An 18,789-nucleotide genomic window follows, 5' to 3' on the forward strand; every position below is an offset into this window, starting at 1 on the left:
ATATGACTGCAACTTTAACTCGAGCTTGGAATGTAGAATTTGAGAACGAAACTCTAAATAAACTCATCGGCAAGTATGCACCTCACGTTCCCTTAACTCGCGAACAGGCCAGTCGTCCCCCACTAACAGAAGAGGAAAAAGACAATTTTTACCAGTATTGGGCTGCTACAGGTGGACATGACTTGTCTATTGTGCAAGCTGCTAGCAAAGCAATTTCGTTGATTTCAGACCCTGACTTGCATTTGATTTTGAGCAGACAAATTGGCGATGATGGTACGCACGCGATCGCTTTTCGACAACGAGTCATTGCTTTAACCGGACGCGATCCTATTGATGATATCCGCAAAGAAGCCGAACGTCACTGGGAATTTTTAGAAGATGTCCCCTATCGCAACTGGCTTGGATTTATTGCTTGGGAGCTGCACTACGAACATCATATTTTGCCCCAAGTTTGGTTCAATAAACTAACATCAAAAATTGGAGATGCTGTTTTGGCTAAACAAAGTAGCGAACGATTCACCGATGATGAAGCAATTCACCGCGTCACAATCGCCAATTGGTGGCGCAAAAAGTTTGAACAAGCTTCACCTAACGAACGGGCTGAACTTGCAGCAAAATTGTTAGAACTGGACGAAGAAATTCAGCAACGACGTGCTGCTTACATCAAACAGCGCTGGCTGGATGCGGAAAACTTTAATGGGGCTAATATCAAAGGGATAGAATCAGTATACGATGATTGGCGCAGCGAAGTCATTTCTTACCTGTTAGATCTTCCCAATCCTCAACTAACTTCTATCAATCAGTAGGTTGAGTAGATAAAATTCACATTGACTTAGGGCTTACGCATAGCTTCTCTTTTTAAGGAGGTGAGCGATAACGTCCGAAAGCCTCGAAATAGTGTTGAGGTGGAATAAGTCCTATTGCTTTAGAGAATGTTTGTAAACCCTACTGTTGAATTACGATCCCCCCTAGCCCCCCTTAAAAAGGGGGGAAAATATTCTTCAAGTTTTAAAGAGGATCTCTGGTTCCCGGAGTGAGACAGATAGAAGGTAATCGTAAAGATGATTTGTCCAATTGAGCGTCTTTCCAGCAGACATAGCATTTGTTTATATTGAAGAAAAATTAACTTTTGGTTAAAAAAACTGACTTATCGACTTATAATACCACAAAAATACGGTATTTAAATACAAATACCGGGTTATGTAGGGGCAATTTGATGAGCAAGTGGCAACAGACAAAAAAACTAAGGACTGAATGGATAGGGCAATTTCAGAGGTATGTTGTTAAAGCTTTACAAGCTATCGGACAATGGAGCCGTAAAGCAGGAAGAGGTTGGTTAAACAGACATTCTCTTGGAGCCTTTTTGAGTCTTGTTTTAGTAGGAACTACCTTGAGCGTAGTAGTTGCTGCTTCCACTGCAAGTATTGGCAATTCTTCAGGAGAGATTCATTCTGGAAACAGTAACAATCTTATTGCTCAACAGAAGAATATTAAACTTAACCTTGTTTCCTTCTCTGTTACCCAAGCCGCACATGATAAGATTATTCCCCGATTTGTTGAAAAGTGGAAAAAAGAGCGGAATCAAAATATTACCTTTCAGCAGAGTTATGGTGCTTCTAGTGCTCAAGCTCTTGCAACGATTGAGGGAGGATTGGAAGCTGATGTGGTTCATCTATCACTTGCTCCCGATATTCAGAAGATTGAACGAGCAGGATTAATCCAACCAGGTTGGGAAAAAGAGTTTCCGAACGGCGGTATTGTTAGCAAGTCGGTTGTCGCAATTGTCACTCGTCAGGGTAATCCGAAAGGCATCAAAACATGGACAGACTTAGCAAACAAGGGAATTAGTGTGATAACACCCAATCCCATAACATCGGGTAGCGCACGTTGGAACTTTTTAGCACTTTGGAATGCAGCGATTAAAGCCGGAAAAGATGAGTCTAAGACATTAGACTTTGTTAGCAATGTTTATAAAAATGCTCCAAATTTGCCAGAAAGCGCTCGTAATGCAACGGACGCCTTTTTCAAGGGAGGTGAAGGGGATGCTCTAATTACTTATGAAAATGAAGTAATTTTGAAAGCTCTTAAAGGTGAGAAACCTTCGTACTTTATTCCTGATGTCAATTTCTCAATTGATAACCCAGTTGCTATTGTTGATAAAAATGTAGACAAGCACGGTACTCGTGAAGTAGCAGAAGCATTCATCAAGTATTTGTATACTGCGGAAGCTCAGAAGGTATTTACCCAAACTGGTTATCGCTCGATAGAGTCGAACGCAGCACAAAAAAAAGAGGTTGTTAATCAATACCCTCGGCTAAAAAGTTTGGCAACAACTAATGACTATGGCGGTTGGGCTGCAATTCAGAAAAAGTTTTTTGATGATAACGGCATTTTTGCTAAAGTGATAAGTAAAATTAATACAAGCGCCACCAAAACGTGGCGTTAAGGCAGTACTTCACGGGAATATTGCGATCGCTAGTCTTTTTTCACTCAGAAGTAGTGTTAATGTAGCTTATCAAATTTTCCCGCACCACCATTGCCATCTGCTTGAGTGCCATCATTTTGCAATTGCATTTGAGCTAGCAGTTTTAAAGCATCGCTAATTCTGCGCGGTTTTGGCACTTGACCCTTTCCTGCAGGCCATCCTTCACGTTGACGAGTGCGATCGCCATCTGTTTCCTCTGTTTGGTCGTGGAATAGTATTTGTGTGGTGGGGAAGGGTAAGTCTATTCCATTGGCTGTGAGCTTATTTTTGATAGCAGTCAGAACTTTATCCCGTGAATCAAGACTATCTGCCCGACGGGGTGGAGAAATCCACCACCGAACACGAATATTAACCGTACTTTCATCAAGTTCCATAACCAGTACGTCAGGAGATGGATTTTTCAAGACTGCATCCACACTGTACATTGCTTCGAGCATCAATTCCTTTGCCCGTTCGATGTTGTCACCGTAACCAATGCCAACATCATACTCCAAGCGACGGTTATCAAAGGCGGTATTGACAGTGATGGAATTTGTGAACAGTTCCGCATTGGGAATAACTATACGGCGACCATCGTAAGTGCGGATAGTTGTGGCGCGTGTCTGAATATTTTCGACTGTTCCCTCAAAGTCTTTGAAAACAATTTGGTCATCAATTTGAAATGGTTCTGTTAAAAGTATTAAGATACCAGCCAAAAAGTTTTGTAAGATATCGCGGAAAGCAAAACCAATTGCTACTCCACTAATGCCTAAAAGTTGAACTAAATCGCCTGCTTGAAATGTTGGAATGACAATTGATAAGGCTACGAAGAGACCCACTAAGAGAATAGTTCCCTGGGACAAACGTCCGAGAACAAGCCCTAGATTCCTTGCATTGCGGTATCTTCGGGTAATGCGTCTGACTGAAAACCGAACCCCCCTAGCTACAAACCAAAATACAAGAAAGACAATTAAGGCTAATACAATATTAGGCAGCATGATGATGGCACTACTCATCATGTCTTGTACCTTTGTCCATCCTGCCGATACAGCTTCTTGAAAATTCATTACACCTTTTTATCATGGACATTCCTACAAGATATATTAAGAAGAATTGCAAAAAGGCTCTCTATCTAAAGTTATTAATTTCCAGAATTCCCTATAGAATTTTTACTACAACACAACTTCTACTACTCTTCATGTTCGTAAATCTATAGCTTTAGCTAGATGAACTAATTGCTAAAATGTGAATACTTGAAGTTACACATAGCAAATATTTAGATTGAGTTTGCAAGAATGTTGCATTTTTAGCTATTATTATTTAAAATCTTATAATTTCATTTAAATTTACACTTTTTATTCCCATGCTTGGGAAAAAATATGCTGCTGCTGATTTTGGTTGTCATTTTTGTAATTAGTGGTTCGGCGCTTTGTTCTAGCGTAGAGACTGCGCTTTTTTCTGTATCTACATTAAGAGTACGCCAATTAGCTCAATCAAACAAACCTGCTTTAGTAGCACTTTTGGCGATTCGTGAAAACATGAACCGACCGATCGCCACGATCGTCATCCTGAATAATACTTTTAATATCGTTGGTAGTATTCTGACAGCTAATATTGCTGCTAAAGTTTTAGGAGATATATGGCTGGGTGTATTTTCAGGGGTATTGACCTTCTTAATTATCATCTTTGGTGAAATCATTCCAAAAACACTTGGAGAACGCTATGCAGAACAATTAGCTATACTTGCTGCTTTACCTGTTACCGGGCTCTCCATTGTCTTCACACCCTTAGTTTGGATTCTGCAAACCGTTACTGCACCCTTTATCAAGGGTAAGAAACGACCGACAACGAATGAGGCGGAAATCAAGTTATTGGCGAGTATCGGTCAACAAGAGGGGATGATAGAAAGGGATGAAGCAGAAATGATCCAACGGGTGTTTCGATTAAACGATTTAACAGCGTCTGATATAATGACACCCCGAGTCATAGTGACACATATACGTGGCGATATGACTCTTGCTGAAGCAAAAGCAGACATCATTTTTTCACAACATACCCGAATTATTGTGATTGATGACTCTATCGATGAAGTTATTGGATTTGCTCTAAAGCAGACTTTACTTACAGCAATGGTAGAAGGTAAGAATCATCAAACAATTGCTCAACTGTCTCGCAAAGCTCGCTTTGTACCTGAAACCATTAAAGCAGACAAACTCCTGAAAATCTTTATAGAGGCTCGCGAACATTTAGCAGTGGTAGTAGATGAATACGGAAACGTAGCTGGTGTCGTTACCTTAGAAGATGTGTTAGAGGTAATCACTGGTGAAATCGTAGACGAGACTGATAAAACTGTGGATATGCGGGAGATTGCACGGAAGAAGCGAGAAAGAATGTTGGAATCTATGGGCATCAAATAAATATCCTTAACACCCATTTCCTTACACTCAACGGCGTGGCGATCGCGATCCGGAGTTTAAGCTAGTACATGAAGGCAGAAGTCCAAAAGGCAGAGGGCAGAAAGCACAAACGCTTATTATTGGAACTTTTATCTCAATTCTAATGGTATAGTTATTTCCGCCGACCTGTACTAGTTGATACTAGTATTTTTAACAACTTCTCGTTAGTACCTATCAGTTGGGCTGACACACTATCACAAGACACAATTCCTTTAACTTTAGGGATGCTTGGAGACTTGATGTTTGTATTTGGCCGAGTTGCGATTGATGAGGTTTCTAAAACCTTAGGTAGTTTATAAGCCCAGCATCAAGAATAGTATGCTAAATAAACATGATTCAAAAATGACATGGTGTTTATCGAAAATTGGTATTTCACGAATGAAATTGTTAGTGCAATTAGTAGGTGCAGGACTGATAGTTTTATCACTTTTGGATATTTACCTAACTGTCCTGTTCCCTCGCCTTGGTAGTAGCGTACTGAGTTTGCATCTTGGAAAAGTGATGTGGCGGCTCTTCCGGTTCGTTGCACGTATAATGCCCTTTAAAGACGAAAAAGTACTTTCTCATAGCGGTCCTGTATTGATGATTGCAACTGTTGTAGTCTGGCTGAGTTTGCTGCTTTATGGGTTCGCCCTAATTGTTTGGACTGAGTTGGGTTGGTCTATACAAGCAAGTGATGGGCAGACAGAAACTAATTTTATATCAGCGCTTTACTACAGTGGTTTTTCACTAACAACACTGGGAACAGGGGACTTGACTCCAAAAACAGATTTTCAACGCCTGTTAACGATCTTAGAAGCATCTCTTGGCTTTTCTGTTTTTACTTTAACGATTACTTACTTACTCTCAGTGTACAGTGCAATTACAAGACGCCACACTTTTGCTTTGAGCTTACACCACCGAAGTGCTGGTACGGCAGACGCAGCAGAAATGATAGCGAGACTGGGTGCTAGTGGTGAACTGAATGGCGTACAACAAGATGTTTCTAACATGGCAACGGACGTAATAGACTTGCTAGAATCGCAGCACTCTTACCCAGCGTTGCTCTATTTCCGATTTCGCCAATGCTATTATGCCTTACCACGCGTGATACTTTTGGCAATGGATACAGCCACGTTAATCAAAAGTGCGTTGAATACCAAAAAGTATCATTCAATTACGCATTCTACAGCTGTAGAAGAATTGTGGGGTGGCGGTCTACAATTGCTCGTTGAGTTATCTAGCTTATTTTTGCCAAAAAGTCGTTCAAAAAATAATGACTCAGTTGAGCAGACATGGCGCAAGCGCTACTATCACGCAGTGGAAAAAATGAAAGCCGAAGGAATAGAGACAGCAGATGATTTAGAGGCTGGTGTCTCTCTGTACATTTCTCTGCGCCGCCAATGGAACCCTTACGTGGTAGCCCTAGCTCGTTACATGGCATATGATTGGAATGAAATAGCTCCTTATGAGAGTTGAGATGTGAATACTCTAAAATTTGCTTACACAGGTAACAAAATATATTTATGGCTGGCATAATTTTACTAATAATCGGTCTGGGGATTTTTTTTGTAGGTTTAAGTACTAAGGATGAGATTAACCGTATAGCAGCTTTAGTAGCGGGAGTTATTTCTCTAGTTTGGGGATTTGCTCTCGCTCCTTTATCATTTCAATTACTCGTTGAAAGTGTCTCAATTTTAGGAGCTTTTTTGGTTTGTATGCGTTGTTTGGGTTGTGGTTCATCATAAAAAATTCATTGAAATATTCCCGAGCTGATGAACTCTAGCTTTCAAGATATATATCTTCGTTTTATCTCAATCCTATACGATAAAAATCCCATAGAAAATCATGTCTGACAAAAAAAAATCAGAAATTACTGATTGATTTAAAGCAATTGAATCCAACGATTTAATTAGAGTTCAAAAATTGCTTCAGACTGTAAAAGATTTAGAGCAAACAGATGCTTCTGGCCGTACTCCAATGCAAGTAGCAATTTCGTCAATGTCAGAATCCTAAGATAAATCAGTAGAATTGGCAGAGTAAGTAAAATTGCATCTCCTTAAACAATACCTTTGCCAATTTCTCAAAAGCACTACAGACTTCCAGTCTGTAGCTACATAAAGGAAGCCCACCTGCGTGAGCTAAAACCCAAAGCCCACGCAGGTGGGCTTTGTTTGTATAGCCCCACTCTTCCAGAGTGAGGGCGTTTTGGCAAAGCTATTGCTTAAAGTAGTAAATTTGTTGCAAGCGTCACTAGCCCGATCTTAATAGGTTATACCTAACAGCGCAATTTTGAAGATGATATCCAGTCTCTACGTTCCTCAAAATCAATCTGGTAAACCACTAGAATCTCTTGCTCTAGAATCTTGGGTATGAGCACTTGGGTGTTATATCCTTGGGATGCGTCTCTCCTATTTGAGTTCTTGGAATATGGCTGATAACAATCGCTCGCAGTGGGACTTAGGCAGATTTCTTGAAACTTTGACCTACTTTGAAGTTATTCCTTTCCTTAACTGGCTACAAGATTTATTCCAAGGTCGCCCTCATAATAAAGACAGACTTGATGGAGCAAAACAAGTGGGCGTTATACTGGTAGCTGGTGCAACGGGTGGTTTGGGAAAACGTGTGGTGGGACAACTCCTCCAAAGGGGTTATAAAGTGCGATCGCTAGTCCGAGACATAGACAAAGCGCGATCGCTTCTTGGCAATGACACGGAATTAGTGGTTGCTGATATTACAAACCCAGAAACTCTCACCCCTCTGATTGCAGCTAACATCCAGGCTGTAGTTTGCTGTACTGCTGTGCGCGTTCAGCCTGTAGAAGGAGACAGCCCAGATCGTGCTAAATACTACCAAGGGGTTAAGTTTTACCAACCTGAAATTGTTGGCGATACACCAGAAAACGTTGAATACCAAGGTGTGAAAAACTTGGTAGAAGCTGTAGCAAAATATCTGCCAAAAGCAGGCGAACGAGTGTTATTTGATTTTACAAATCCATCCACAGAACTTAAAGAGACTTGGGGCGCGGTGGATGATGTCGTAATGGGTGGAGTCAGTCAAAGCAATATTCAACTGGTGGAAGGTACAGCCCTGTTTTCTGGCTGCGTTTCTACCGCCAACTCAGGAGGATTTGCTTCGGTCAGAACTAAAAATTTTTCTCCCGGTTTTAACTTATCTGGCTCTGAGGGCATAGAGTTGCGCCTTAGAGGTGACGGAAAACGCTATAAATTCCTCCTGCGTACCGAGACACAATGGGATGGTGTCGCTTACAGCTATTCTTTTGACACCGAACCCAACACCTGGATGAATGTTCGCATTCCTTTTGCAGATACAATTGCAGTTTTTCGAGCCAAAACACTCAAAGATTCTCAACCCATTGATACCAGTAAAATTTGCTCGTTCCAACTAATGTTGAGCAAGTTTGAATACGATGGGGGATTAAATCCAAAATTTACACCAGGTGGTTTTTCTCTACAAGTAGAATCGATCAAAGCTTATGGTAAACAAGTTTTACCCCAGTTTGTCCTTGTGAGTTCAGCAGGCGTGACTCGTCCCGGAAGACCGGGAATTAATTTAGAAGAGGAACCACCCGCTGTTAGATTAAATGACCAACTCGGAGGAATTTTAACTTGGAAATTAAAAGGAGAAGAGAGTTTAAGACAAAGTGGAATTCCTTACACAATTGTTAGACCCTGCGCCTTAACAGAGGAACTAGGTGGCAAAGAATTGATTGTCGCCCAAGGCGATAATATCAAAGGAAAAATCAGCCGTGAGGATGTTGCTAAGCTTTGTGTAGAAGCACTACAACAAAGTCAAGCACGTAATGTTACATTTGAGGTAAAAGAGGGAGAAAAGATTGTTAGTTCTATTGACTGGCAAAGTCTATTTTCTCAACTGAAACCTGAGTGAAATTGATGAAACGCTTCTGGCTGGTCGTATCGGTACTTGTATTGGGAATTCTCCTCTGGGGTGGAATATTGCAAAATTCCGTGTCATCCGAGCAGTATGACTCCCGTGTTTCTAATTTGGAAGCAGACTTGAACCGTTTGGAGACTAGAGTGCTCCGTATTGAATCATTACTCAATCAAAACCGTCGCGTACCTCCTGCAAGTACAGCCCAAACTCCATCATCGCGATCGCCAAAAACCGTTCCACCACAAGAGCGCGATCGCATGTTTGATAGACTTGCTACTTTGGTTGTAGAGCTAAAGCAGCAAGTCAACGCATTGGAGGGGCGAGTCGCAAAATTGGAGAAACGTTAAAAAGCTTTTCTTTGACTGCACCATTGCTTTTTTCAACAATCTGTGAAATCATTGTCATAATAAAGTACGGTTTGTCTACTGACTTACTGTAATTTATAAAAAGAGTAGAGCGAGCGCAAATACCTTCAGTTCAGAGTTAAGGAGGGGTAAACTTTGGTTTTACCTTCTCCTCTTTCCCCAACTGTTTGGATGTTGGTAACGATATTTCATCCCATACCGTTTGTCAAACTACATCTCTACTACGAGCAAAGCTTTAAGTCTCTGGGAAAACAGTGAAAGAAGCTATGTCTGAACCCCGCTATGGCATTTGGATTCCCGTATACGGTAACTGTGGTGCAATGAAGCATCCACAAGAACCTCGTGATGCTAGCTATAAAAGAGCAAAAGAACTGATTCAGCTAGCAGAGGAATGCGGCTTTACAACCACTCTCATCGCCGAACACCTAATCAATCCCAGAAATCAAGAATTGGACCAGTTGGAAACTTGGACAGCTGCTGCTGCACTTGCTGAGGCGACTGACTCTATTGAAATCATTGCAGCTGTAAAACCTTTACTTTTCCATCCCGTTGTGTTGGCAAAGATGGCGCTGGGTATAGATGCTATAAGTGGCGGGCGTTTTGCGATTAACTTAGTCAGTGCGTGGTTTAAGCCAGAAATGGAAAAATCTGGAATTACCTTTTTATCCCACAGCGATCGCTACCGCTATTCTCAAGAGTGGATTGAAGTGGTAAAAGCACTTTGGAGTGGGGAACAGGTTAATTATTCAGGAAAATTCTTTCAAATTGATGAGTTGTCTTTGCATCCACGCCCGTTAGCGCACCCCTATCCCCAAGTTTATTTAGGAGGTGAGTCAGATAGCGCTAAAGACTTGGCAATGAGAGAAGCTGATGTCTTTTTTCTTAACGGTCGTCCCCTTGAAGTGATACAAGAAACTATTACTGATGTGAAAAAGCGCGTGCGTTTGCAGTTAAAACCATTACGCTTTGCCATGTCGGCTTTCGTCATTGCTCGACCGACAGATGTCGAAGCACAAGAAGAATATCAATGGTTGTTTGAACTCACAAAACAAGACGACAGATCCGAGCTTTTAAAAGGAGTCGATTCCGAAGTTGTCATGTTTAAAAATATGGCGAAGTACCCAGGAGTAGGAAGCAACGGTGGAACAGCAGCTGGCTTAGTTGGCAGTTACGATACGGTTGCGGCTCGAATAGCTGATTTTGCCAATATAGGTATCGACACATTTATGCTGCAATTTCAACCTTTTACAACAGAGATGAGACGCTTTTCTCAAGAAATTATGCCCAGAGTTCGCCATCATTTATCTAGCGATCGCTTATCAGCCACTGCTTTGTAACACGAGTCATTATCTGTCGCAAAGGAGAGACTCACCATGAGAGCATCCCAATTTGAACAAAACGCCGACGATTGGAAATCGCGGCTACACAAACAAAGCCTGCCTGCGCAGGCTTCAATCAAGTCCACCTGCGCTGACTTGCTTCGTAAAAGCGCACAAATTCCGACCGATACAAAACTCTATGATTGCGACTGGGCTTTATTAGCACTAGAAGTATAGTACCAATTGGTTCGGAAAGATATTTATGAGGAAAAAAATATGACAGCAACATTAACTCGTCCTGCTTGGACTACGGAATGGGAAGTCGAAACTATCAATAAACTGATTGCCCAACACGCTCCCCATCTTCCCACAACTCGCTTGTACGAACCCAGACCACCTGCTACAGACGAAGAATTAGAAAATTTTTACCGATTTCGCATAGCCGGAGCAGCCCACGACCTGTTTATTGTCCAAGTTTGTGCTAAGGCAATTACCGACATCGTACCAGATGATATAGACCTGCAATTATTCATTAGCAGACAGCTGGGAGATGATGGCGAACATTCTCAACATACACGCCAACGCGTGTTTGCTCTGTCAGGGCGCGATCCCATTGAAGATATACAGCAAGCAGTGCAACAACACTGGAAATATATGGGTGCTTTACCCGTTCGCAACTGGTTGGGTTTTTTAGCATTTGAACTGCACTACGAGCTTCATATTGTGGCTCAATTGATTGTTAACAGTCGCCTGACAAGGATTAACGATCCTGAATCATCTAACTTTGCGAGTAAAAGAATCTTACCAGATGAAGCCGTACACCGTTTGGGTGTAGTTGCTTGGTGGCAAAAAATATATGACAGCGCCTCACTAGAAAAAAAATCCAAGCTAGCCGCACAACTGATTGAAGTTGATGAAGAGGGACAGAAGAGGCGAAACCCTTACCTGAAAGAACATTGGCAACTTGTTCAAAAAGCTTTGGGTTTTGAAGCTGAAGGGTTTGATGTCATTTATGACGCTTGGCGCAAAGAAGTTCTTTCACACCTTTTAAATATTCCAGTTTCCAAACTTCCCAAACTTGTCAGCATAAACGATTAAAAGGAAAATACTATGATTGCAACACTCACTCGTACCTGGAACGCGGAATTTGAACAAGAAATTTTAAACAAAATTTTCGCCAACTACACTCCACATATTGTATTGACTCAGCAATCTGAAGTTAGACCACCTGAAACAGAAGAAGAAAAATCAAATTTTTATCAATACTGGGTAGCATCTGCTGCTCGTGACTTGTTTGCAGTCCAAGCTTGTAACAAAGCAATCTGGTTAATTTCCGACCCAGATCTACATTTGATCTTAAGCAGGCAAATTGGAGATGATGCAGCACGCGCTCAAGCTTTTCGGGATCGCGCGATCGCAATAACAGGAGAAGATCCGATTGACGATATCCGTAAAGAAATACAACACCACTGGGAAATCATGGGTGATATCTCATACCGAAGTTGGCTGGGATTTGTTGCTTTTGAATTGCACTACAAGCATTATAATTTCCCTACAGAAATAGTAAAGATTAGTACATCTAAAATTAACGATCCCGAACTAGCAGCTTCCAGTGCAAGTGTTTTCCAATTGAATGACTCAGTCCACCGTCAGACAATCTCTCATTGGTGGCGGCAAAAATATGAAACAGCCTCTCCTGATGAAAAAACAGAACTTGCAGCATTGTTAATAGAAATAGACGAACACATTCAAAAACGGCGCAATGACTGCATTAAAACAAGCTGGCAACAAGATCTTCACGCTACTGGTGCTAATACAATAGGTCTTGAACCAGTATATGACGCTTGGCGCAAAGAGATAGTTTCTTACCTGCTCGAGCTACCTCATCCAACACTTTCTTCTGTCAGCAATACTGAGAATAATTGACTTTTGAATCAATTATAGATTGGGGGTTTTAGAAATGAACCCTAACAAAAAACAAAGACCTGACTTTTTGGGTTGAACAGCAGTGAAACCCAACTACGGAAAAAATTATGTTTACTCGAATCTTGAATCAAGGTATAAGCTGGATTAAACAAAAAAGCTTTTTTGAGTTTTTTAAACAGTCCAGCGTTCGGACTTTCACCTTATTATTTGTACTGGGTATAACCTTAAGTATCACAATTGCATCTTGTTCTCAAACTAACTCAACCAATTCTGCAAACGCACTCAAGCAAAACCCAGAAAATACGCATTTAAAAGTCCTAAAAATGGGTCATCAAAAAGGGATGGCACTGCTGAATATACTCAAAGCACAAAGAAACCTAGAAAAGCGCTTGCAACCGCTTGGTGTTTCCGTACAGTGGAGCGAATTTTCCTCTACCGCCCCTTTACTTGAGGCAATGAGTGTAGGTAGTATCGTCTTTGGCGGTGGCGGTGGTACCGGGAGTGTCTTTGCTCAAGCTAGCGATAAACCCTTTGTTCGGGTAGCAGCAAATACAAGTAGTACAAGAAGTTCCGCTATTTTGGTGTTAGAAAATTCATCTATCAAAAGCCTTGGAGACCTCAAAGGCAAAAAAGTCGCTTTTGCTAAAGGCTCGAGTTCGCAGTACATGATAGTGCGTGCATTAGAAAAGGCAGGGTTAAAATACAGTGATATTCAACCCCTGTATCTTTCTCCTGCAGAAGCTTTGCCTGCTTTTGAACGGGGTAAGCTGGATGCGTGGGTCATATGGGACCCCTATACTGCTGATGCTGAACGGAAGCTTCCCACTCGCTTGCTAGCAGATAACAGTACGGTATTTGGCGATCGCGCTATTGTAGAAAGTCCTGGCTTCTATTATGCATCTCCAGATTTTGTCAGAGACCATCCAGAAATTCTCAAAATCATTTTGCAAGAACTAGAAAAAGCAGGTAATTGGTCTAAAAAGAACTATAAAAATTCAGCAAAACTGCTTTCAGCACTTTATAAAGTTGATTTAGCAACAATGGAAATTGTTGAAAAGCGCGGTGGAGAGAGAAAGGTATTACCTATAACTGATGAAGTGCTTACGGGGTTGCAACATATGGCAGATACATTTTATGAGTTAAAAGTTATTCCTCAGAAAATTGATGTTAAAGATAAAAATTACAATTGGCTTCCCGCTCAGAAGTGGTAGTTTATATACTTTCTACTCAAATTCATTTATATAACTCCTTTCTCGTCCCAAAACAATTTATTTGACTAAACCCTAAAGACGAGCCAGTACGGTACCCAAAGCAGCGCCGTGCAGGGGTTCTCCCTGGAGCTACTGCCGTCGCAAAGGACACGAAGGAAGAAGAAAGGCAAAAACAATACTTTTACCCTTCATCCTTCATACTTTATCCTTTCAGTAACTATTAATGATTGAATTTGTTGATGTACGAAAAATCTACAAACAAGGCGACCAAACAACAGTCGCCCTAGACGGTGTTACCCTTCAAGTCAAGCCAGGGAAAATATTCGGAGTCCTCGGACCGAGTGGCGCGGGAAAAAGTACTCTCATTCGCTGCGTCAACCAACTAGAAAAACCCACATCGGGTTCCGTTTGGGTTAACGCTCAAGAAATAACAGCCCTCTCCGGTGCAGCATTACGCCAAGCACGCCAACACATCGGCATGATTTTTCAGCACTTTAATCTCTTGAGTAGCAGAACCGTTGCAGAAAACATTGCCTTCCCTCTAGAAGTCATTGGTTACAGCAAACTTAAACGAAAAGCGAAAGTCGAAGAATTACTAGCACTCGTTGGTTTGGAAAGTAAAGCCAATGCTTATCCAGCCCAACTATCAGGCGGACAAAAGCAGAGAGTTGGTATTGCACGGGCTCTAGCCGGAGAACCAAAAGTACTGCTATCAGATGAAGCAACCTCCGCCCTCGATCCCCAAACAACCCGTTCAATATTAGAATTGCTTCGCGACCTCAACAAACGAATGGGGCTGACAATTTTGCTTATTACTCATGAAATGAGTGTAGTCAAACACATATGTGATAGTGTAGCAGTACTGAGAGCCGGAAAAATTGTCGAGCAGGGGCAAGTCAGTTACCTGGCATCTCAACCAGATACTTTACTGGCACAAGAATTTTTTCCCCGTTGCAATGGATACACTCACCATTCTGATGGAATTTTGGCAACACTAGCATTTGCTGGAGAAACTGCTACCCAACCCATATTTGCCACTTTAGCTCGTCGTTTTGATATTGATATTCATCTTCTTAACGGGAGTGTTGAAACAGTAGGAAACCAACGCGTAGGTCAGTTTCAAGTCGAACTTAAAGGAGCCAATTTAACCCAGGCTCTTGAGTACTTACATAAATCAAAGGTTGAAGTCGAGGTACATTCATGCAAGGGTGGGAATTAGTTCAAAGTTTGTGGCTAGCATCGCTTGAAACCTTTTACATGGTGGGATTATCAGCTATAGTTGCTATATTGTTAGGTTTACCTTTGGGCTTGTTGCTGGTGATGACCGGTCCCGGTAACGTTTTAGACTCCCCACAAGTGAATAAAGCCCTAAGTGCAGTTGTCAATACCGGGCGTTCCTTTCCCTTTATCATTCTACTGGTTGTGTTAACTCCCCTTACAAGACTGGTTGTTGGCACTTCCATTGGCAGTACAGCAGCTCTTGTTCCCCTAACCATTGCTGCTATTCCATTCTTTGCACGAATTGCGGAAACTAGCATTCTTGAAGTCGATAAGGGTTTGATAGAAGCAGCAGAAGCAATGGGCTGTAACTATTGGCAAATTGTTTTCAAAGTGCTCATCCCCGAAGCCCTACCATCAATCATTTTAGGGATTACAATTCTCATCGTTAGCTTGTTAAATTCTTCAGCAATGGCTGGAGCAGTTGGTGGTGGAGGTTTGGGTAATTTAGCAATTCAATATGGGTATCAAAGATTCGATGTAGGAGTCATGTTCTCCACAATTCTAGTTCTGATTGTTCTGGTACAACTCATACAATTTTTAGGAGATCTTCTAGCCCGACAACTAAGAAAAAAATAATTCTTTTTGAGGCTTTGCAACAAGTACGCGAGATCGAATCCACTATAAATTAGAAAAAATTCGCTTATGAACGCTCCAAAATCATTAGAACCTTTAACAGAAATTGGTCGCCGTTTTGTTCTCATCGCTGGAATTGGATTTTTTACATCCATTCTTTTTGCAATTGTTTAGTTTTTATAGGAATCATAAATCATTTGCAAACAATTTTAAGGTCTGGAGGATAGGCATATCTTATCAAAAACCTTATATTGCGAGTATTGCCCTCCCTACAGTAAGTTAAAAAATAAAATGGGATTCCTATAGTAGTTAGTTGGAACAAGAGTCAATGAACAAAATACAAACAAATCAAACATATTTGAAAATGAATCGTAGATATTTCCTCATCGGTGTCAGTTCCTTTACGATCTCTCTACTTTTTTCGGCTTGCAATCAAAACTCTAGTGATATATCTGCAAATTTAACTGCAAATCCTACAGCATCTCCCGTTCAGGTGACTCAAGAAAAAGAAGTTATCAAAGTGGGTGTCTGGTCTGTGATTTCTGATGATATTTTAAAGTTTATTCAAACCAATCTAGCTGCTAGTGAAGGATTGGATATTCAAATAGTTAACTTTAATGATTGGACACAACCTAACACGGCGCTAAAAGATGGACAAATTGATGCCAATTTTTTTCAGCACACTCCTTTTATGCAAAATGCTGCAAAAGAACTGAATCTCAATTTAATTATGCTTAAAACAGGATTTTTAACTCCAATAGGTATCTATTCCAAACGATATAAATCTATTGCTGAAGTACCACAAAAAGCAACTATCGCTATTTATAATGACAAAAGTAATGGCGATCGCAGTTTAAGGCTACTGGCTTCTCAAGGCTTCATTAAGTTTAAAGACAGTGTAGGAGAGTTTGCAGGCGTCAAAGATATTAAAGATAACCCCAAAAACCTTCAACTGAAAGAACTAGAAGGACCAGCGATCGTGCGTTCCTTAGATGATGTAGACATAGCCGTGCTTTCCGCTTCTCTACGTTTACAAGCGGGGCTGCAACTAAAACCATTAGTACAAGAATCAGCTTCAGAACAGCGCTATGCGGTGGGTTTAGTCACATTGCAAGAGAAAGCAAACGAGCCCAAAATTCAGAAACTAGGTAGCTTAATTAACGCTCCTCAAGTCAAAGATTTTATCAATCAAAAATACCAAGGCGCTGTACTCCCCGTATTTTAAATATGACTCATTGAAACAGTCAATTGAAGTATGAGGTATGAAGGATGACGTCCTCAAAACCTGAATAAATACTGGTTAAGAAAGGAATTGACTTCTACAGCACATAAACCAACACGAACTATCTTCCCTGCTTTTCGCAAAATGTCTAATCCTTTTCCATTATTGCGAGGATCTGGATCGACCAAAGAGACGTATATCTCCTTTATTCGAGGATCTTGCGCGATCGCCAAAGCACATGAGGGAGTTCGTCCATGAAAAGAACAAGGTTCAAGCGTGACGTACATTTTTAAGGAATCAAATGCTTTGCCTTGAATCTGATGAAGCGCTTCAGCTTCAGCATGATGCATACCTGGTGCTTGCGTGTATCCCTTTGCCACGATCTCTTCAACTCCTACAATGACACAACCGACAGGTGGATTTGGCAAACATTCAGGCAAAGCTTTTCTGCTTTCAGCTAAAGCAAGCAGCATAAATACATTTCTCATTCTTGGATAAAAATCTGTTTGGACAAATTAAATCATAAAAACCGACACGACATATAGCAGTTCGTGTAGGAGTTACAAACACCTCTTCCTTGTCTTCCTTGTCCCCCTTGTCCTCCTTGTCCCCCATGTTCAGATCTCAACTAGGATTGCTATATATATTTAGTGCTCGTAAACCCCAAAAAAGCTGTATTATAATTCACTGTCAATAATCGGTAAAAATTTGCAAGCGCCGATAGAGTCTTCTCTATTTTGGGCATTGTTAAATTTGCTTTAGTTTTTTTAAGATTAACTACAGTGTTCTTTCTAAAAAATCAAAATATAGCTTTGGGCTTGGCTCTATTAGCCATGATTTTTCTTTCTCAGTTCAATTTCAAAACAAATGACCGTGAAATTCCAATTTTGGGTTTTCATGGTATTTTAGATGACAAAGCTCCCGTGATTTTTTCTCCTAAAGAGTCACTCCATTACCCGCAGCAAGACCTAGAAGAACTTCTAGAAGACCTAATTCGTAACGATTACTGGTTTTTAACGACTCAAGACTTATATGACTTTTTCTTAAAAAAAGCCAAAAAAATCCCTAAAGAATATCTCAATAAAAAGCCAATTATGCTGTCCATAGATGACGGACATAAGACAATCCATACTAATTTACTCCCAATTCTTTATAAACTAGAGAAAAAATACAATAAAAAAATTAAAGTTGTCTTATTTATTAATCCAGGTACTTTTCCAAAGCAAAAGAGTAAAATCTCAACTCATTTAGGGTGTCAGGAATTAAGAGAGGGCTTAAAGAACGGTTTTTACGATATTCAATCTCATGGGATGAACCACAAAAATTTAACTAAACTCAGTTCTCAGGAAATCGTATATGAGCTAGTGCAAGCTCAAACAAAATTACGAGAATGTACCAAAGATTTAGATCCACAGAAAAAAGTAGCATCTCATTTTGCTTATCCCTATGGAGCTTACAATCAACAGGTAAAGTCTTATGTATCTAAATATTATTTATCAAGTTATCTCTATAATGATGAGATATTAAATCTTGTTTGTAGAAAATATTTTTATGAAATTCCACGACTCACTGTAAGCCGTGGAACATCTTTTCTCGAACTTATCAGAAAATCTGAAGGTATGTATGAACTGAAAAATGACGTAAAATGTCAAGAAACAACACTAGTAAAAAATAAGAAAACATTATAGAAGCTACTTGCCACGCTCTGCATAAGTCAGCTTCTAGTGATGGTAATTTGTCTGCATTTCGAGTATTTCACAGGTTGCAGATCCCCCCTAACCCCCCTTAAAAAAGGGGGGAACTTCATTCCAATTCTCCCTTTTCACGATGTTTCATCCCTTTTTTAGAGATCTGTACACCACGGTAGCTTTTGGGAGCATCCCAATTTGGAAAAAGATGCTTGTGATTGAAATCACGTCTATACAAACAAAGTCCCTTCGGGTTCACCAGTTCCCTACGGCGGGAAACCCGCCTGCAGGACTGGATTCACCACCTACGTGGACTTCTTATTAAGTCCGCGTAGGCGGGCTTTGTTTGTGTAGCCCCAGAATTCTATTCTGAGGGCAATTGCGCTCTTT

The 18,789-nt window shown here is 40.7% G+C and carries 18 protein-coding genes; 16 read left to right on the plus strand and 2 right to left on the minus strand.

Features of this window, described 5'->3' with window-relative positions; all coding sequences use genetic code 11:
• Nucleotides 1–2: 2 nt before the first annotated feature.
• Both HC643_RS32115 and HC643_RS32120 read left to right on the plus strand, forming a co-directional pair.
• Nucleotides 3–806 carry a hypothetical protein gene (locus tag HC643_RS32115; RefSeq protein ID WP_038074243.1) on the plus strand — a complete coding sequence of 268 codons (804 nt, stop codon included), beginning with the start codon at nt 3–5 and terminating at the stop codon, nt 804–806.
• 410 nt (nt 807–1,216) lie between these two features.
• Nucleotides 1,217–2,446 carry a sulfate ABC transporter substrate-binding protein gene (locus tag HC643_RS32120; protein ID WP_063779561.1) on the plus strand — a complete coding sequence of 410 codons (1,230 nt, stop codon included), beginning with the start codon at nt 1,217–1,219 and terminating at the stop codon, nt 2,444–2,446.
• Between the two features lie 56 nt (nt 2,447–2,502).
• Here HC643_RS32120 and HC643_RS32125 read toward each other — a convergent pair whose 3' ends face one another.
• Nucleotides 2,503–3,531 carry a mechanosensitive ion channel family protein gene (locus HC643_RS32125; RefSeq protein WP_038074240.1) on the minus strand — a complete coding sequence of 343 codons (1,029 nt, stop codon included), beginning with the start codon at nt 3,529–3,531 and terminating at the stop codon, nt 2,503–2,505.
• Between the two features lie 312 nt (nt 3,532–3,843).
• Here HC643_RS32125 and HC643_RS32130 point away from each other — a divergent pair, with 312 nt between their 5' ends.
• The 13 genes from HC643_RS32130 (at nt 3,844) to HC643_RS32190 (ending at nt 16,714) form a co-directional block, all read left to right on the plus strand.
• Nucleotides 3,844–4,881: a hemolysin family protein gene (locus HC643_RS32130; protein WP_038074238.1), complete on the plus strand. Its 1,038-nt coding sequence runs from the start codon at nt 3,844–3,846 to the stop codon at nt 4,879–4,881.
• A 381-nt stretch (nt 4,882–5,262) separates the two neighbouring features.
• On the plus strand, nt 5,263–6,378 hold the full coding sequence (locus tag HC643_RS32135) for a potassium channel family protein (RefSeq protein WP_237265989.1): 1,116 nt from the start codon (nt 5,263–5,265) through the stop codon (nt 6,376–6,378).
• Nucleotides 6,379–6,425: 47 nt separating this feature from the next.
• Nucleotides 6,426–6,647 carry a hypothetical protein gene (locus HC643_RS32140; protein WP_050046614.1) on the plus strand — a complete coding sequence of 74 codons (222 nt, stop codon included), beginning with the start codon at nt 6,426–6,428 and terminating at the stop codon, nt 6,645–6,647.
• A 682-nt stretch (nt 6,648–7,329) separates the two neighbouring features.
• Nucleotides 7,330–8,808 carry a CIA30 family protein gene (locus HC643_RS32145; RefSeq protein ID WP_038074404.1) on the plus strand — a complete coding sequence of 493 codons (1,479 nt, stop codon included), beginning with the start codon at nt 7,330–7,332 and terminating at the stop codon, nt 8,806–8,808.
• A 5-nt stretch (nt 8,809–8,813) separates the two neighbouring features.
• Nucleotides 8,814–9,161 (plus strand): hypothetical protein, encoded by a 348-nt coding sequence (locus HC643_RS32150; protein WP_038074232.1) that lies wholly within the window; start codon nt 8,814–8,816, stop codon nt 9,159–9,161.
• 284 nt (nt 9,162–9,445) lie between these two features.
• A complete protein-coding gene (locus tag HC643_RS32155; protein ID WP_038074231.1) occupies nt 9,446–10,516 on the plus strand; it encodes an LLM class flavin-dependent oxidoreductase in 1,071 nt (356 codons plus the stop codon).
• A gap of 36 nt (nt 10,517–10,552) precedes the next feature.
• Nucleotides 10,553–10,735, plus strand: coding sequence for a hypothetical protein (locus HC643_RS32160; protein WP_038074228.1), 183 nt, complete (start codon nt 10,553–10,555; stop codon nt 10,733–10,735).
• A 39-nt stretch (nt 10,736–10,774) separates the two neighbouring features.
• Entirely contained in the window at nt 10,775–11,596 is an 822-nt protein-coding gene (locus HC643_RS32165; protein WP_038074226.1) for a hypothetical protein, read from the plus strand.
• Nucleotides 11,597–11,608: 12 nt separating this feature from the next.
• Entirely contained in the window at nt 11,609–12,424 is an 816-nt protein-coding gene (locus tag HC643_RS32170; RefSeq protein WP_038074224.1) for a hypothetical protein, read from the plus strand.
• A gap of 107 nt (nt 12,425–12,531) precedes the next feature.
• Nucleotides 12,532–13,635, plus strand: coding sequence for an aliphatic sulfonate ABC transporter substrate-binding protein (locus HC643_RS32175; RefSeq protein WP_050046613.1), 1,104 nt, complete (start codon nt 12,532–12,534; stop codon nt 13,633–13,635).
• A 223-nt stretch (nt 13,636–13,858) separates the two neighbouring features.
• Nucleotides 13,859–14,854, plus strand: coding sequence for a methionine ABC transporter ATP-binding protein (locus HC643_RS32180; protein ID WP_038074223.1), 996 nt, complete (start codon nt 13,859–13,861; stop codon nt 14,852–14,854).
• Nucleotides 14,836–15,492: a methionine ABC transporter permease gene (locus HC643_RS32185; RefSeq protein WP_038074220.1), complete on the plus strand. Its 657-nt coding sequence runs from the start codon at nt 14,836–14,838 to the stop codon at nt 15,490–15,492. Before HC643_RS32180 ends, HC643_RS32185 begins: the two co-directional genes overlap by 19 nt.
• A gap of 361 nt (nt 15,493–15,853) precedes the next feature.
• The gene (locus HC643_RS32190; protein ID WP_038074398.1) at nt 15,854–16,714 is read left to right on the plus strand and encodes a MetQ/NlpA family ABC transporter substrate-binding protein; all 861 of its coding nucleotides are present in this window, start codon (nt 15,854–15,856) and stop codon (nt 16,712–16,714) included.
• Between the two features lie 53 nt (nt 16,715–16,767).
• Here HC643_RS32190 and HC643_RS32195 read toward each other — a convergent pair whose 3' ends face one another.
• Nucleotides 16,768–17,184, minus strand: coding sequence for a bifunctional diaminohydroxyphosphoribosylaminopyrimidine deaminase/5-amino-6-(5-phosphoribosylamino)uracil reductase RibD (locus HC643_RS32195; protein ID WP_202048677.1), 417 nt, complete (start codon nt 17,182–17,184; stop codon nt 16,768–16,770).
• 309 nt (nt 17,185–17,493) lie between these two features.
• On the opposite strand from HC643_RS32195, the gene HC643_RS32200 reads away from it, so the two are divergent.
• Nucleotides 17,494–18,399: a polysaccharide deacetylase family protein gene (locus tag HC643_RS32200; protein ID WP_038074395.1), complete on the plus strand. Its 906-nt coding sequence runs from the start codon at nt 17,494–17,496 to the stop codon at nt 18,397–18,399.
• The last annotated feature ends 390 nt before the right edge of the window (nt 18,400–18,789 follow it).

The sequence above is a fragment of the Tolypothrix bouteillei VB521301 genome (assembly GCF_000760695.4).
Taxonomy (GTDB): Bacteria; Cyanobacteriota; Cyanobacteriia; order Cyanobacteriales; family Nostocaceae; genus Scytonema; species Scytonema bouteillei_A.